This window comes from Thalassospira xianhensis MCCC 1A02616, assembly GCF_003326475.1.
Taxonomy (GTDB): Bacteria; Pseudomonadota; Alphaproteobacteria; order Rhodospirillales; family Thalassospiraceae; genus Thalassospira; species Thalassospira xianhensis.
Genome location: NZ_JPWA01000007.1, coordinates 65,983 through 79,863, shown reverse-complemented (window position 1 = coordinate 79,863; position 13,881 = coordinate 65,983). Strand labels below are relative to the sequence as shown.

Sequence of the window (13,881 nt, the reverse complement as noted above, 5' to 3'; positions counted from 1 at the left end):
CTTTCGCAAATTAGATCAGCATCCTATCCTTGGTGCAAATCCTATTCACATATCGAGGACCAAAACGATGCGTATTCTGATGATTGTGACGTCCCACGACAAAATGGGCGATACCGGCCACAAAACCGGTATCTGGCTGGAAGAACTTGCCGCGCCCTATTTCCGGTTCCGCGATGCCGGTGCCGATATCACGCTGGCATCCCCCAAGGGCGGTCAGCCGCCGCTTGATCCCAATAGCCAGGTTCCCGATGCCCTGACCGAAGCGACCAAACGGTTTGAAGGTAATGCCGATGCCCAGAAGGCATTCGCCAACACCGTGAAACTTGATGGCCTGAAAGCCGATGATTACGACGCGCTGTTTTATCCCGGCGGTCACGGGCCGCTTTGGGATCTGGCAACAGATGCCAAATCCATCGCCCTGATCGAGGCATTTGTCGCACAGGACAAACCGGTTGCCGCCGTCTGCCACGGCCCGGCCGCGTTCGTGAATGCCAAAACCAAGGACGGCAAGCCGTTGGTGGCGGGCAAAAAAGTCACCGGTTTCACCAATGACGAGGAAAAGGCCGTCGGCCTTGAAAAAGTCGTGCCGCTTCTGATCGAGGATGAATTCACCAAACAGGGCGGTCTTTATGAACGCGGTGATATGTGGGCATCCCATGCGGTTGTCGATGGCAAACTGGTGACCGGCCAGAACCCGGCATCAAGCGATGCGGCCGCCGACGCGGTCGTCAGATTGCTGGGTAAATAATCGCTTGACCTTCCAGCGACTGGAAGCCCCATAGTCGGATCATCCAATCCAAACTGACGGAGCCACCGGAATGCTGAAACTGAAAGTCGATGAAATGAGCTGCGGCCATTGCGCTGCCACTGTTACCAAAGCCGTCGAAGGCGTTTCGGGCGTTGAAAAAGCCGATATAGACCTTGCCAAGGGCGAAGTAACCGTGACCGGCAATCCCGATGTCGCAGCCCTGATTGCCGCCATTGACGATGCCGGTTACCCGGCCCGTGAAATGGCGTGATCCATCACCATATCCATGACAAAGGCCGCCCGATGGGCGGCCTTTTTTTTTCCGGCATGCGGCATTCAGGCTTTAGGGCCGTGTTCGATATCGGGCAGGAAAATCGCAAGGAAGCCAATGGCTGGCAACCATGCACAAAGCTGATAGACCAGCCCCAGCCCGAAATGATCGGCCATGACGCCAAGAATGGCCGCACCAATCCCGCCAAGCCCGAAGGCAAGACCAAAGAACAAGCCGGAAATCATGCCAATGCGCCCCGGTACAAGTTCCTGCGCATAAACCACAATCGCCGAAAATGCCGATGACAGGATCAGACCGATGGCAATCGAGAGCATCACTGTTGCCCCCAATCCAACATAAGGCAGGATCAGTGCAAAGGGCAGTGCCCCAAGGATCGATCCCCAAATCACCTTTTTGCGGCCAATCCGGTCGCCGACCGATCCGCCGATCAGGGTCCCCGCCGCGACTGAGGCCAGGAAAATGAACAGATAAATCTGCGCATCGCCCTCGGACAGCCGGAATTTTTCCATGAGGTAAAACACGTAATAGCTGGTGAAACTGGCAAGATAGAACCATTTCGACAGCATCAGGCAGAACAGAACCGCCAAGCCGCCAATCACCTGGCGCCGTGCCGGAAGATTTGCCGCCAGATGAACAACACGCGGGCGCCGCACGGCATGGCCGTTGCGTTTGTACCAGCGCCCGAGCAATGTCAGGATCACAACCCCGGCCAGTGCAGCAAAGGCAAACCATGCCAGACTGCCCTGCCCATATGGCAGAACGACTGCGACCACCAGCAACGGCCCGATGGCCGAACCGACATTGCCCCCCACCTGAAACAGCGACTGCGCAAAGCCATGCGCCCCGCCCGAGGCCAGCCGCGCCAGACGCGAGGATTCCGGGTGAAAGATCGACGATCCCACGCCGAGCATCGCACTGCCCATAAGCAGCATCGCAAAACTGGTTGCCGAGGACAGCACCAGAAGCCCCGCCATCGACATCCCCATACCGAACGGCAGGGAATAAGGTTGCGGCCGACGGTCCGTGAAATGGCCGATAAAGGGCTGTAACAGCGATGCCGTCACCTGATAGGTCAGTGTCAAAAGACCGAGTTGCGCGAAGGATAGGTCAAAGCCGCCCCTGAACACCGGATAAGCCGCGACAAAAAGCGACTGGATCATATCGTTCAGCAAATGACAGAAACTGGCCGCACCCAGAACCGGCAAAACGGTTCGGGAAACTTGCGGACGGTTAAGAACGGCTTCGTTCATCGGGGACCTCGTTGAAATGACATTAAACGCAACTCCTGGTGCGTTAATCCTCATTATAAAAATTGCAAAGCGGCCCACCACCGCGTTAGGGTCAATTTACTACGAGACTGGGCCAATCAGCGCAAACAGGCATCAATGTCATCATTTCGCGAAGTTCCAAGACCGGTCATCGCATTGGGGACGGATTATCCCGATGGTCACGTGATTGCCCCCCACCGCCATGATCGCGATCAGTTGCTATATGGCATGACCGGGGTTTTGATGGCATCAACCCCGCACGGCGCATGGATGATGCCGCCCCAGCGCGGCATGCTGATCCCCGCCGGGGTAATCCACGAGGTACGCCTGTTTGGTGATGTCAAAATGCGGTCGCTGTATCTGCGCCCCGACCGGCTTGGGGATACAGACAACCAATGCAAGGTGGTCGGCATTTCATCGCTGATGCGTCATTTGCTGATCGAAGCGGTTGCCGTCCCAGCGGAATATGACATGGCGGGACGAGACGGTGCGCTGATGGCTCTGATTGAACATGAAATCAAACGGTTACCGGTCCTACCACTGTCGCTTCCGCTACCGGAACAGGCCGCATTACGGGAAAAATGCCGTGCCTTTCTGGCATCCCCGACCCCGCATGAAACCATTGATGACTGGTGCGATCATCTGGGCATGAGCCGCCGAAGCTTTACCCGGCAGTTTCGCAAGGAAATCGGATCAAGCTTTGTCGAATGGCGTCAACAGGCCTGCATCCTTGCCGCCCTGCCAAGGCTGGCGGCAGGCGAAGCGGTTACAACGATTGCGATGGACCTTGGCTATGACAATCCCGCCGCGTTCAGCAATATGTTCAAACGCATCCTTGGCGCATCACCACGTGATTACCGGACCAGTGATGTTTAGGCCCCGATAATGAAAAAGCCGCCCGTTTCAGATCGAAACGGGCGGCTTTTGTAAATCGTCTGATGATTGAAATCAGCCGAGGATTTTGTCGCGGAGCATCTGGTTGACCATGCCCGGGTTGGCTTTGCCACCCGTGGATTTCATGACCTGGCCAACGAACCAGCCCAGCATGCGGTCCTTGCCGTCGCGGATTTCCTGAACCTTGTCCGGGTTGGCCGCAATGACTTCGTCGATTGCTGTTTCAATCGCACCGGTATCGGTGATCTGCTTCAGACCTTTTTCTTCCACGATCTTTTCCGGGTTATTGCCGGTTTCGATCATGATTTCAAAGACGTCCTTGGCGATACGGCCTGAAATTGTGTCATCCGAAATCAGGTCCAGAAGTTTACCGAGATTTTCGGCGGTAACCGGGCTTTCGGTGACGGGAACTTCCAGCTTGTTGAGCGCACCAAACAGGTTGGTAATCACCCAGTTTGCGGCAAGTTTGCCGTCGCGGCCCTTGGCAACGACTTCGTAATAGGCGGCCTTTTCCTGATCGGCGACGAGAACACCGGCATCATAAGCCGACAGGCCGTTTTCACGCATGAAACGGGCTTTTTTCTCGTCCGGGAGTTCCGGCAGGGTCTTTTCGATTTCGGAAACGAATGCCTGATCAAACACCAGCGGCAGCAGATCCGGGTCCGGGAAATAGCGGTAATCATGTGCCATTTCCTTGGACCGCATCGAACGGGTTTCACCCAGACGCGGATCATAAAGACGGGTTTCCTGAACAATTTCGCCACCGGCTTCGATGACTTCGACCTGACGTTTTGCTTCGATCTCGATCGCCTGCATCACATAACGGATGGAGTTGACGTTCTTGATTTCGCAACGCGTGCCAAATTCAGCACCCGGACGACGGACCGAAACGTTGGCATCGCAACGCATCGAACCTTCGTTCATGTTGCCATCGCATGTGCCAAGATAACGCACAATCGCGCGCAACTTGGTCAGGTAGGCACCGGCTTCTTCCGGAGTGCGAATATCAGGCTTGGACACGATTTCCATCAGGGCAACGCCCGAACGGTTCAAATCGATATGCGAATATTTCGGGTCCTGATCGTGCATCGATTTACCAGCATCCTGTTCAAGATGCAGGCGTTCAATACCAACCGATTTGGTCGAACCGTCCGGCATGTCGAGGATGATGGTCCCCTCGCCGACGATCGGTTTGTCGAACTGCGAAATCTGATAGCCCTGCGGCAGATCAGCATAGAAGTAGTTCTTGCGCGCAAAGACGCTTTCAAGATTGATCTTGGCTTTAAGGCCAAGGCCGGTCTTGACGGCCTGACGCACACATTCTTCGTTGATCACCGGCAGCATGCCTGGCATGGCCGCGTCAACAAGGCTGACATTGGTGTTGGGATCGTTCCCAAATGTGGTCGAGGCACCAGAAAACAGTTTGGATTTGGAAACCACCTGACAGTGGACTTCCAGACCGACAACGATTTCCCAAGGGCCGGTTGAACCTTCGATGATATAGGTCATGGATCAGCCCTCCTGCCCGGCCGGTTTCGCGGTAAAGTTGGAGGCCGTTTCAAGCACGCCACCGACACGCAGAACGGTTTCTTCGTCAAACGGTTTACCAATCAGCTGCAGACCAAGCGGCAGACCTTCGGAAGACAAGCCGGTCGGAACGGACAGACCCGGAAGACCCGCAAGACTTGCCGGAACGGTAAAGACGTCGTTCAGATACATTTTGACCGGATCGTCTTCGTTTTCACCAATCGCAAAGGCGGCCGATGGTGCGGTCGGAGCCAGAATGGCATCAACGGTGCCAAATGCGGTTGCGAAATCCTGATAGATACGACGACGGACTTTGAGCGCCTTGTTGTAATAGGCGTCATAGTAACCAGCCGACAGCACATAGGTGCCGATCATGATGCGGCGCTGGACTTCCTTGCCGAAACCGGCAGCACGGGACTTCATATACATGTCGTCCAGGCTGTCGCCTTCGTCCATGACGCGCTGGCCGTAACGCAGACCATCGTAACGCGCAAGGTTCGAGGATGCCTCGGCCGGGGCGACGATATAATAGGTGCCAAGCGCATATTTGGTGTGCGGCAAGGTCACATCGACCACTTCGGCACCCGCATCGCGCAGCATCGCAATACCGTTATCCCACAGCTTGTTGATTTCTTCGGGCATGTTATCGACACGGTATTCTTTCGGAATACCGATTTTCATGCCGCGGATATCACCCGTCAGGGCGGCTTCGAAATCAGGAACCGCAACCGGGGCGGACGTGCTGTCCTTGGCGTCGTGACCGGCCATAGCACCTAGCATGATTGCTGCATCGCGAACGGTTTTGGTCATCGGACCAGCCTGATCAAGCGAGCTTGCAAAGGCGACAATGCCCCAGCGCGAGCAACGGCCATAGGTCGGCTTCAGGCCGACAATACCGCAATAGGATGCCGGTTGACGGATCGAGCCACCGGTATCGGTACCGGTCGCCGCCAGCGCCATGCCCGCGGCAACGGCAGCAGCAGAACCACCGGACGAGCCCCCCGGAACCAGATCCTTGCCATCCTTGCCCTTCCACGGGTTGATGACATTGCCATAATAGGAAGACGTATTGGACGACCCCATGGCAAATTCATCAAGGTTGGCCTTGCCGAGCATCACCGCGCCGTTATTGAACAGGTTGGTGGTAACGGTGGATTCATATTCCGGTTTGAAACCTTCGAGGATGTGCGAGGCTGCGGTCGTCTGGACACCTTCGGTGCAGAACAGGTCCTTGATCGCAATCGGCAGGCCTTCCATTTTGCCCGCGTCACCCTTGGCGCGCTTGGCATCGGAAGCCTTGGCCATGTCGAGGGCCTTGTCCGGGGTTTCGGTGATGTAAGCGTTCAGATTACGGTGCGCTTCCATCGATTTGATATGGGCTTCGGTCAGTTCGACCGATGTGTAATCGCCCTTTGCCAGCCCGTCGCGGGCCTCGGCAAGCGTCAGATTTGTCAGATCAGTCATTATTCAACCACCTTCGGCACAACAAAACAGCCAGCATCGGTCATCGGTGCGTTTGACAGCACTTTTTGCTGGATATTGCCATCGGTGACTTCGTCCTTGCGCATCGGCAGGGTCAGATCGGCAACCGACGTCAGGGGATCACAACCCTCGACATCAACTTCTTGCAGTTCCTCGACAAAATCGAGGATACGGGTCAAATCTCCCGCCAGTTCGCCAAGCCCTTCCTCGGACACGTTGATACGCGACAGAAAGGCGATTCTGCGAACTGTTTCCTTATCCAAAGACGACATGGATGAAAGTCTCTCTTAAGGAATGACAAAACACCCGGCAAGCAGGCAGCCTGCCGGAACCTGAAATTACAGCGCGGAAACTAGCACCCTGCCGCCCCCGCCGCAAGGGCCGGAGACAGCCAATTTCGGCAACTTTTCCAACTGTTGGGAAAGTTTCCGCCGGATCATGGCTGGCATCGGGGGCAAAGCCATGCTTTCACCGACGTTTCAGGCATGTCAGTATTGCGTTTCGCCGGTTGAAATGCGCTGGCGTTTTTAGGGCAACGCACCTATAAGGGCGCCATGATTTGCAATGACACACAGGAATTGCTGCGGTTTTTGACACCGGCAGCACGCGTTTTGGGGCTGGATCTCGGCACCAAGACCATTGGCGTGGCCCTTTCGGATGTCGGGCTACAGATCGCGTCCCCCTATTCGCTGATTTCGCGCAAGAAATTCACGCGGGATATTGCCGAACTTTCGGCGATCATCACCAAACAGAACGTCGGTGGTATCATCATCGGTTTTCCGCGTGAGCTTGACGGCACGATCGGCAAGGCCTGCCACCGAGTTTATGCCTTTGTCGACGAAATGCAGAATTATATCGATCTGCCGATCCTGCTTTGGGATGAACGTCTTTCGACCAACGCGGTTGAACGCATCCTGATCGAGGATGTCGACATGACCCGCAAACGCCGCGCGGAAGTTGTCGATAAAACGGCTGCGGCCTATATCCTCCAGGGTGCGCTTGATAACCTTAATCTTCACACCGATCCGTATGAAAATCCGGACGATGACGATGAGGACGAAATCGGCGACGAAGACGCCTGATTTTTCGCCCGATCAAACCGGGCCATTTCAAGATTTCCGATAAGGCCGTCTGATATGTCAGGCGGCTTTTTCTTTGGCCTTGAAGACAATCAGGGTCCCGAAGAACTTGGATGGCGGCAGGATCAGTCGCCCCTTCTTATGGATTGCCCCCATCGATTGCGCGGCTTCGGCGATGTCGTCAATCCTGTCAACGATGATTTCGTATCCGGCAAATCCGTCGGTCGGGAAAAGCGGATCATCAATGCCAAAACGGGTGACCATTTCATCGCTGTGAAGGGCTTCGACAATATTGTCGGTGCCTATTTCGGCGACAAAATCCGATACCGCGTCGGCCGCCCAATGCATCAGGAACACCTTGCCAATCGCATAGGCCCCGTTGGCATGCATCTGATATTCCGGATAATAGAAATTCTGCGGCGGGTGGCGATGCTGGCAAACGAATGTTACGGCGTGACGCAGCAACGGGTGATTGGCAAAGGCAAGCGAGAATGCCACATCGGTCAGGGAGCCATCCGGGCGGGTGGCTTCGCGTTCGAACTTGAAGACACGCGGAACGGCGGCACCGGCGGCAATGAAAGCCTCCCGGTCTTTTTCCGCATCGCGTGATTGCAGCGCCAGCATCGACATGCCTTCGCGCTGGCGCAGATAATCGCGATTGTAAATCGGGAAGGAAAACGGCGCTGCGAGATCGGTTTCGGCGATTTTTTCCGGCTCGATCACGGCAAGCAATTCGATATACATGCCGTCAAGCTGGATCAGGGCATTGCCGGTTCCAAACGGATGATTGGCGCGCGGGGTGAGGGTAAAACCCAGCTTGCGATAGGCGTCACAGGCCGCATCAAGATCATTGACACATAAAACCAGATGATCGATTGCGCGACTCATGGGCTTTCCCCTGATTTGCATCCCTGTTTGCCGTAGCAGGTCTCGGCGCAGGAATTTCTTTCAATTGATAAATCAGTGCGTTGCACGCATTATCTGACCCATGCTCATTATCACAGGATGGACATGCAATGAAACAAACAGTCTTGTCGATACGATGTCAGACAGGACCGTCGCAATGCAAACCATCACAGCAAATCACATAACAACCGATTAATAACCGGCCCATCGTGCCGCAAGATATTTTCGAAAGCGCCCCATGTTAGCCATCCTGTCCGCCCTGATCCCGACCTTTGCCCTGATCGTGCTTGGTTTCATCCTGCGGCAACGCAAATTCCTGCCTGATGCGTTCTGGCCTGGGGCGGAAAAGCTGACCTATTATGTGACATTCCCGGCATTGCTGTTTTCCAATACTGCGCAGGCCGATCTGGGCAGCCTGCCGCTGGCGGGGATTGCGACTGCGATGCTGGGCACGGTTTTTATCTGCACCGTTCTTATCCTGATCACCAAACCGGTTCTGAAAGTCAGCAACCCGGCCTTTTCATCGCTGTTTCAGGGGGCGATCCGACCCAATACCTATATCGGGCTTGCGGTTGCCGCGGCTCTTCTGGGCGAAGCCGGATTGACGGTGACCGCCCTTTGCGTTGCCTTGGTCGTGCCGACGGTCAATGTGCTTTCGGTTCTGGCGTGCGCGCATTGGGGGGATAATGAACGCACGCCCGGTGCGGTGTCGCTTTTGCGCGATGTTCTGCGCAATCCGTTGCTGATGGCGTGTGTTTTGGGCATCGCGATCAATATGACGGGATTTGGCCTGCCGCCGGTGATCGGGCCGTTTCTGGAGGTTCTGGGGCGTGCCGCATTACCGATCGGGCTTCTGGCAGTTGGTGCAGGGCTTGATCTTTCGGCGGCACGACGTGCCGGGGGACCTGTCGGGTTCTCAACGCTTGGCAAACTTGTCATCAGCCCGGCGATTGCAGCGGGGCTTTGCCTTTTACTGGGCCTGCCACCGGTGGAGCTTGCGGCGGTTGTGCTGTATGCCGGGTTGCCGTGCTCGGCCAGTGCCTTTGTGCTGGCCCGCCTGATGGGCGGTGATGCACCGATGATGGCCAGCATCATTACGGTTCACACGCTTGTCTCGATTATTACCATCCCGATCCTTGCGGTTTTGCTGCATGTGGTGTGATGTACACCAGGTGAAATACTGACCACCCGGTCAGGATGTTTGGGCAATATTTTAACTTTCCGTGACAGGGGCAATTGGGTATGCTCCGCGCGAAATTCTGCCCATACCATTTAAGGAATATGTGCAACGCCATGAGTGTCATGGGACCAGCGGCGGATCACTATCCGCACCCTCACCTCCTCGGTATCGAAGGTCTTACCCCGGGGGAAATCACCCTTATTCTTGATCGCGCCCAGCATTATGCGGAAAAGAACCGCACCGCAGACAAGACCAGCAACATTCTTGCCGGGGCTACGGTCGTCAATCTGTTCTATGAAAATTCGACCCGAACGCTGACATCGTTCGAACTTGCCGCCAAGCGGCTGGGTGCGATGGTCATCAACATGACGGTCGGCACCAGTTCGGTCAAAAAGGGTGAAACCCTCATTGATACGGCGATGACGCTTAATGCGATGAACCCCGATGCACTTGTGGTCCGCCATGGCGACAGCGGCGCGGTCAAGCTTCTGAGCGAGAAGGTCAATTGCGCAGTTCTCAATGCCGGGGATGGCCGCCACGAGCACCCGACACAGGCGTTGCTTGATGCGCTGACCATTCGCCGTCACAAGGGCCGCCTGCATCGGCTGAATGTGGCGATCTGCGGCGATATCGCACATTCGCGCGTCGCCCGATCCAACATCCTGCTGCTCAATACCATGGGATCGCGGGTGCGCCTTGTCGCCCCCCCGACCCTGATCCCGTCAAAAATCGACCGGATGGGGGTCGAGATTTTCCATGACATGGAAGAAGGCCTTAAGGATTGCGACATCGTCATGATGCTGCGCCTTCAGCTGGAACGCATGGAAGGAAGCTTCATCCCGTCCGTCCGCGAATATTTCCATTTCCACGGCCTTGATCGCGCCAAGCTTGCCAATGCCAAGCCCGATGCGCTGATCATGCATCCCGGCCCGATGAACCGCGGGGTCGAGATCGACAGTGAAGTCGCCGACGACGTTGAACGATCCGTCATCCGCGAACAGGTTGAAATGGGGGTTGCGGTGCGCATGGCCGCCCTTGAATTGCTGGTACAGAACCACAGACAGGCAGGAGGCCAGGCATGACCCCCGCCATTCGTGTAAAGGGCACGGGCCGCAAGGCCATCATCAATGCCCGCCTGCTTGACCCGGCTGAACAAACCGACAGCACGGGTGGGATTCTGATTGAAAACAGCAAGATCATTGATTGCGGTGTGAAGGTCACGCGCGACAATCTGCCCAAGGATTGCGAGATTATTGATGCAGCCGGTGCCTGCCTTGCGCCCGGACTTGTCGACATGCGCGCGCAATTGCGAGATCCGGGGTTCGAACATCAGGAAACCATTGAAACCGCTGGTCGCTCGGCAGCAGCCGGCGGGATCACCACGATCATCGCCCTGCCCAACACCGACCCGGTGATTGACGATGTAGCGGGTGTCGAATTTATCGCACGTCGCGCCCGCAAGGTCGGCCTGGCCAAGGTTTTTGCCTATGGTGCGGTATCAAAGGGTATCGAAGGTGGCGAAATCACCGAGATGGGTCTTTTGCATCAGGCCGGTGCGGTGGCGTTTTGTGATGGCGTGAAAACCATCGCCAGCGCACGGCTGCTGCGACAGGCATTGTCTTATTCGACGTTCTTTGACGGCATGATCGTCCAGCATCCCGAGGAACCGGAACTTTCCAAGGGTGCGGCAATGAATAGTGGCGAACTTGCCACGCGCCTTGGACTTAGCGGTGTTTCGCCACTTGCCGAAGTCATGCAGATCGAACGCGATTTGCGGCTTGTGGAAATGACGGGCGGACGTTTGCATTTTGCCCATATATCGACCGGAGAGTCGGTTGAGGTGATCCGCAAGGCCAAGAAACGCGGCCTTAAGGTCACGTGCGATACCGCCCCGTTCTACTTTGCGCTTAACGAAAATGCAGTTTCGGATTACCGGACCTTTGCCAAGCTGTCGCCCCCACTTCGGTCCGAAGACGACCGTCAGGCGATTGTGGCGGGCCTTGCCGATGGCACGATTGATGCCATCGCATCCGACCATAATCCGCAGGATGTTGACTCCAAACGCCTGCCTTTTGCGCAGGCCGCCGCCGGTGGCGTTGGTTTTGAAACGCTTCTGCCGATCACGCTTGAGCTTTATCACAACGGCCATATGTCGATGCTTGACGTGATTACCAAGCTGACGACGGCACCAGCGGGACTGGTGCGCATCAAGGGTGCCGGTACACTTGAAATCGGGACGGCGGCCGATCTGGTACTGTTTGATCCGGATCGCCCGTGGAAGATCGATCCCTATCAGTTCGAATCAAAATCGAAAAACTCGCCATTTGACGGCCGCCTTACCCAAGGCCGTGTCCTGCGCACCATCATTGATGGTCGCGAGGTTTTTGCCGATCCCTCTGTCGCGGAAGGCGCTTGAATATGGAACTTGATGCCACTTACAAAGCAACCCTGATGTCGCTGCAGATTGCGACCCTTTGCGGGTATCTGCTGGGGTCGATCCCGTTTGGCCTTGTTCTGACGCGGATGGCCGGGCTTGGCGATATCCGCAAGATCGGATCAGGCAATATCGGTGCGACCAACGTGCTGCGTACCGGGAACAAGTTTCTGGCGTTTCTGACACTTGTCGGCGATGTCGGCAAGGGCGCGGCTGCAGCCCTGCTGTTTACCCATTTTGTCAGCGCTGAGGCCGGTATTTTTGCCGGCGGTGCTGCGGTTATTGGGCATATGTTCCCCGTCTGGCTGCGTTTCAAGGGCGGCAAAGGCGTTGCCACCACCCTTGGCACCCTTGTCGCGGTCAACTGGATCATGGGGCTTGTCGCAGCAGCGACGTGGCTTGTCATGGCACTGATTTTCCGCATTTCATCGCTTTCAGCCCTGATTGCGATGATTGCCGCCCCGATTGCCGCCTTCCTGATCGCTAATGATCCCGGTGCCGGATGGCTTGCGATCTTCCTTGCGGTCATTGTCTGGGGTGCGCATCACAGCAACATCCGCCGCCTGATCAAAGGCGAGGAACCCAAAATCGGCCAGAAGAAAAAAGAAGCCGCGGCTGCCAGCGAAGAATAAGCCGCAATTCGAATAACTTGACGAAACAACGCCCGGATGATCACAATCCGGGCGTTATGGTTTCAGATACACAACAACCGATACGATTACCGCAATCCGAACGCCTCGCACGTATGCGACTGGCGCGCAGTGCCAATGTCGGCCCGGTCACATTCCACAAGCTGATCGAGCGGTTCGGATCGGCACGCAATGCAATTGATGCCCTGCCCGATATCATTGAGCGCACTGCTGGCAAGCGGCAGATTGTTCTGGCGACGCGTGAAGACACGATTGCCGAAATTGATCAGGCGCGGACCTGCGATGCCAAGCCGATCATTATCGGCGATCCAGAATATCCGGCGATGCTAGCCGCGATCGCGGATGCCCCACCCTATTTTTATGCGCTGGGTCGAGTTGAGCTTTTGACCAGACCAACCATCGGAATCGTCGGAGCCCGAAATGCATCGGCCAATGGATGCGGGTTCGCCCGGCGTTTATCAGCCGCCCTTTGCGAGGCAGGATATGTCGTGGCATCAGGTATGGCACGCGGGATTGATGGCGCGGTTCACGATGCCTGCCTGCAGGTCGCAAATACAGATGGTGGCACCGTTGCGGTTTTGGGCGGTGGCGTGGATGTGATTTATCCTCGGGAACATGCCGATCTGTATCGCAAGCTTTGCGAAAATGGCTGCGTGATTTCGGAAATGCCGCCAGGATTGAATCCGCAGGCACGGCATTTTCCAAGGCGCAACCGGATCATTTCCGGGCTGTCGCACGGCATCGTCGTGGTCGAGGCAGGACGCAATTCGGGATCACTGATCACGGCGCGTTTTGCCGGTGAACAGGGCCGCGATGTTTTTGCCGTTCCAGGCAGTCCAACCGATCCTCGCGCGGCAGGCCCCAACAGCCTGATCCGAGATGGAGCAATCCTTTGCGACTCCGTTGATGTGATTTTGGATACCCTGCGCATTTCCGAGCGAAACAATCATCTACGTGAAGGAATTCATCTTTTTGCCATCGACGGCCGCGCGACAACCATAGGCGGCTCATCAGATGATTTCAGCGACATCACCAAATCCATCGAACGCGATGCCCAAAGCGCGATCATTGTCGACACCCTTGAAAGCGTTGATAACCAAGAAGAAACAGGGGCACCTGCCCCGGCCCGAAACGAAGACCGCGGCACGGAGCATATCCTTGAATTATTGTCGACCAGCCCGCTCCTGATTGATCAGCTTATCCGGGCATCGGGGATGCCTGCTGATGTGATTTCGACCATGCTGATTGAGCTTGAGCTTGCAGGAAGGGTTGAACGTCACCCCGGAAATAGGGTATCGCGTATCGCCGAATGAGTGTCGCGGACATTTGTGCTGCGACAATATTGTTGTGATTTGCCGCAATTTGCGCAATCTGATCTGAAATACGGTCACACTTATATAAGTGTCGGACATTCGGATCAT

General features: G+C 56.0%; 14 protein-coding genes. 9 read left to right on the top strand and 5 right to left on the bottom strand.

What is annotated here, in order from left to right:
* Positions 1 to 67: 67 nt before the first annotated feature.
* A complete protein-coding gene (locus tag TH5_RS07955; RefSeq protein ID WP_114121394.1) occupies positions 68 to 748 on the top strand; it encodes a type 1 glutamine amidotransferase domain-containing protein in 681 nt (226 codons plus the stop codon).
* A 70-nt stretch (positions 749 to 818) separates the two neighbouring features.
* Entirely contained in the window at positions 819 to 1,019 is a 201-nt protein-coding gene (locus TH5_RS07950; protein ID WP_114121393.1) for a heavy-metal-associated domain-containing protein, read from the top strand.
* 65 nt (positions 1,020 to 1,084) lie between these two features.
* On the opposite strand, the gene TH5_RS07945 is transcribed toward TH5_RS07950, so the two are convergent.
* Positions 1,085 to 2,290: an MFS transporter gene (locus tag TH5_RS07945; protein WP_114121392.1), complete on the bottom strand. Its 1,206-nt coding sequence runs from the start codon at positions 2,288 to 2,290 to the stop codon at positions 1,085 to 1,087.
* Between the two features lie 135 nt (positions 2,291 to 2,425).
* Between TH5_RS07945 and TH5_RS07940 the strand changes: the two genes are divergently transcribed.
* The gene (locus TH5_RS07940; RefSeq protein WP_114121391.1) at positions 2,426 to 3,184 is read left to right on the top strand and encodes an AraC family transcriptional regulator; all 759 of its coding nucleotides are present in this window, start codon (positions 2,426 to 2,428) and stop codon (positions 3,182 to 3,184) included.
* Positions 3,185 to 3,256: 72 nt separating this feature from the next.
* Here TH5_RS07940 and gatB read toward each other — a convergent pair whose 3' ends face one another.
* Genes gatB through gatC form a run of 3 tightly spaced genes read right to left on the bottom strand, consistent with a single transcriptional unit; the run spans position 3,257 to position 6,483 of the window.
* On the bottom strand, positions 3,257 to 4,711 hold the full coding sequence (gene gatB / locus TH5_RS07935; RefSeq protein WP_114121390.1) for an Asp-tRNA(Asn)/Glu-tRNA(Gln) amidotransferase subunit GatB: 1,455 nt from the start codon (positions 4,709 to 4,711) through the stop codon (positions 3,257 to 3,259).
* Between the two features lie 3 nt (positions 4,712 to 4,714).
* The gene (gatA, locus tag TH5_RS07930) at positions 4,715 to 6,193 is read right to left on the bottom strand and encodes an Asp-tRNA(Asn)/Glu-tRNA(Gln) amidotransferase subunit GatA (RefSeq protein ID WP_114121389.1); all 1,479 of its coding nucleotides are present in this window, start codon (positions 6,191 to 6,193) and stop codon (positions 4,715 to 4,717) included.
* Positions 6,193 to 6,483: an Asp-tRNA(Asn)/Glu-tRNA(Gln) amidotransferase subunit GatC gene (gene gatC, locus TH5_RS07925; protein WP_007089905.1), complete on the bottom strand. Its 291-nt coding sequence runs from the start codon at positions 6,481 to 6,483 to the stop codon at positions 6,193 to 6,195. Before gatC ends, gatA begins: the two co-directional genes overlap by 1 nt.
* Before the next feature lie 282 nt (positions 6,484 to 6,765).
* Here gatC and ruvX point away from each other — a divergent pair, with 282 nt between their 5' ends.
* Positions 6,766 to 7,293: a Holliday junction resolvase RuvX gene (ruvX, locus tag TH5_RS07920; protein ID WP_062949140.1), complete on the top strand. Its 528-nt coding sequence runs from the start codon at positions 6,766 to 6,768 to the stop codon at positions 7,291 to 7,293.
* A gap of 57 nt (positions 7,294 to 7,350) precedes the next feature.
* Here the strand turns inward: ruvX and TH5_RS07915 are convergent, their stop codons facing one another.
* Positions 7,351 to 8,178 carry a VOC family protein gene (locus TH5_RS07915; RefSeq protein ID WP_114121388.1) on the bottom strand — a complete coding sequence of 276 codons (828 nt, stop codon included), beginning with the start codon at positions 8,176 to 8,178 and terminating at the stop codon, positions 7,351 to 7,353.
* A 256-nt stretch (positions 8,179 to 8,434) separates the two neighbouring features.
* On the opposite strand from TH5_RS07915, the gene TH5_RS07910 reads away from it, so the two are divergent.
* The 5 genes from TH5_RS07910 (at position 8,435) to dprA (ending at position 13,773) form a co-directional block, all read left to right on the top strand.
* The gene (locus TH5_RS07910) at positions 8,435 to 9,358 is read left to right on the top strand and encodes an AEC family transporter (RefSeq protein WP_114121387.1); all 924 of its coding nucleotides are present in this window, start codon (positions 8,435 to 8,437) and stop codon (positions 9,356 to 9,358) included.
* Positions 9,359 to 9,498: 140 nt separating this feature from the next.
* Positions 9,499 to 10,458 carry an aspartate carbamoyltransferase catalytic subunit gene (locus tag TH5_RS07905; protein WP_110252313.1) on the top strand — a complete coding sequence of 320 codons (960 nt, stop codon included), beginning with the start codon at positions 9,499 to 9,501 and terminating at the stop codon, positions 10,456 to 10,458.
* The gene (locus TH5_RS07900; protein WP_114121386.1) at positions 10,455 to 11,792 is read left to right on the top strand and encodes a dihydroorotase; all 1,338 of its coding nucleotides are present in this window, start codon (positions 10,455 to 10,457) and stop codon (positions 11,790 to 11,792) included. Before TH5_RS07905 ends, TH5_RS07900 begins: the two co-directional genes overlap by 4 nt.
* A gap of 2 nt (positions 11,793 to 11,794) precedes the next feature.
* Positions 11,795 to 12,442, top strand: coding sequence for a glycerol-3-phosphate 1-O-acyltransferase PlsY (gene plsY / locus TH5_RS07895; RefSeq protein ID WP_208638421.1), 648 nt, complete (start codon positions 11,795 to 11,797; stop codon positions 12,440 to 12,442).
* 17 nt (positions 12,443 to 12,459) lie between these two features.
* Entirely contained in the window at positions 12,460 to 13,773 is a 1,314-nt protein-coding gene (gene dprA / locus TH5_RS07890) for a DNA-processing protein DprA (protein WP_244204854.1), read from the top strand.
* The last annotated feature ends 108 nt before the right edge of the window (positions 13,774 to 13,881 follow it).

Excerpts from the sequence above, each read along its gene's own strand:
- TH5_RS07910 (WP_114121387.1), top strand. The coding sequence starts at position 8,435 with ATGTTAGCCATCCTGTCCGCCCTGATCCCGACCTTTGCCCTGATCGTG.
- gatC (WP_007089905.1), bottom strand. The coding sequence starts at position 6,483 with ATGTCGTCTTTGGATAAGGAAACAGTTCGCAGAATCGCCTTTCTGTCG.
- TH5_RS07915 (WP_114121388.1), bottom strand. The coding sequence starts at position 8,178 with ATGAGTCGCGCAATCGATCATCTGGTTTTATGTGTCAATGATCTTGAT.
- gatA (WP_114121389.1), bottom strand. The coding sequence starts at position 6,193 with ATGACTGATCTGACAAATCTGACGCTTGCCGAGGCCCGCGACGGGCTG.
- TH5_RS07940 (WP_114121391.1), top strand. The coding sequence starts at position 2,426 with ATGTCATCATTTCGCGAAGTTCCAAGACCGGTCATCGCATTGGGGACG.
- TH5_RS07950 (WP_114121393.1), top strand. The coding sequence starts at position 819 with ATGCTGAAACTGAAAGTCGATGAAATGAGCTGCGGCCATTGCGCTGCC.
- plsY (WP_208638421.1), top strand. The coding sequence starts at position 11,795 with ATGGAACTTGATGCCACTTACAAAGCAACCCTGATGTCGCTGCAGATT.
- TH5_RS07905 (WP_110252313.1), top strand. The coding sequence starts at position 9,499 with ATGGGACCAGCGGCGGATCACTATCCGCACCCTCACCTCCTCGGTATC.
- TH5_RS07900 (WP_114121386.1), top strand. The coding sequence starts at position 10,455 with ATGACCCCCGCCATTCGTGTAAAGGGCACGGGCCGCAAGGCCATCATC.
- TH5_RS07945 (WP_114121392.1), bottom strand. The coding sequence starts at position 2,290 with ATGAACGAAGCCGTTCTTAACCGTCCGCAAGTTTCCCGAACCGTTTTG.
- ruvX (WP_062949140.1), top strand. The coding sequence starts at position 6,766 with ATGATTTGCAATGACACACAGGAATTGCTGCGGTTTTTGACACCGGCA.
- gatB (WP_114121390.1), bottom strand. The coding sequence starts at position 4,711 with ATGACCTATATCATCGAAGGTTCAACCGGCCCTTGGGAAATCGTTGTC.
- TH5_RS07955 (WP_114121394.1), top strand. The coding sequence starts at position 68 with ATGCGTATTCTGATGATTGTGACGTCCCACGACAAAATGGGCGATACC.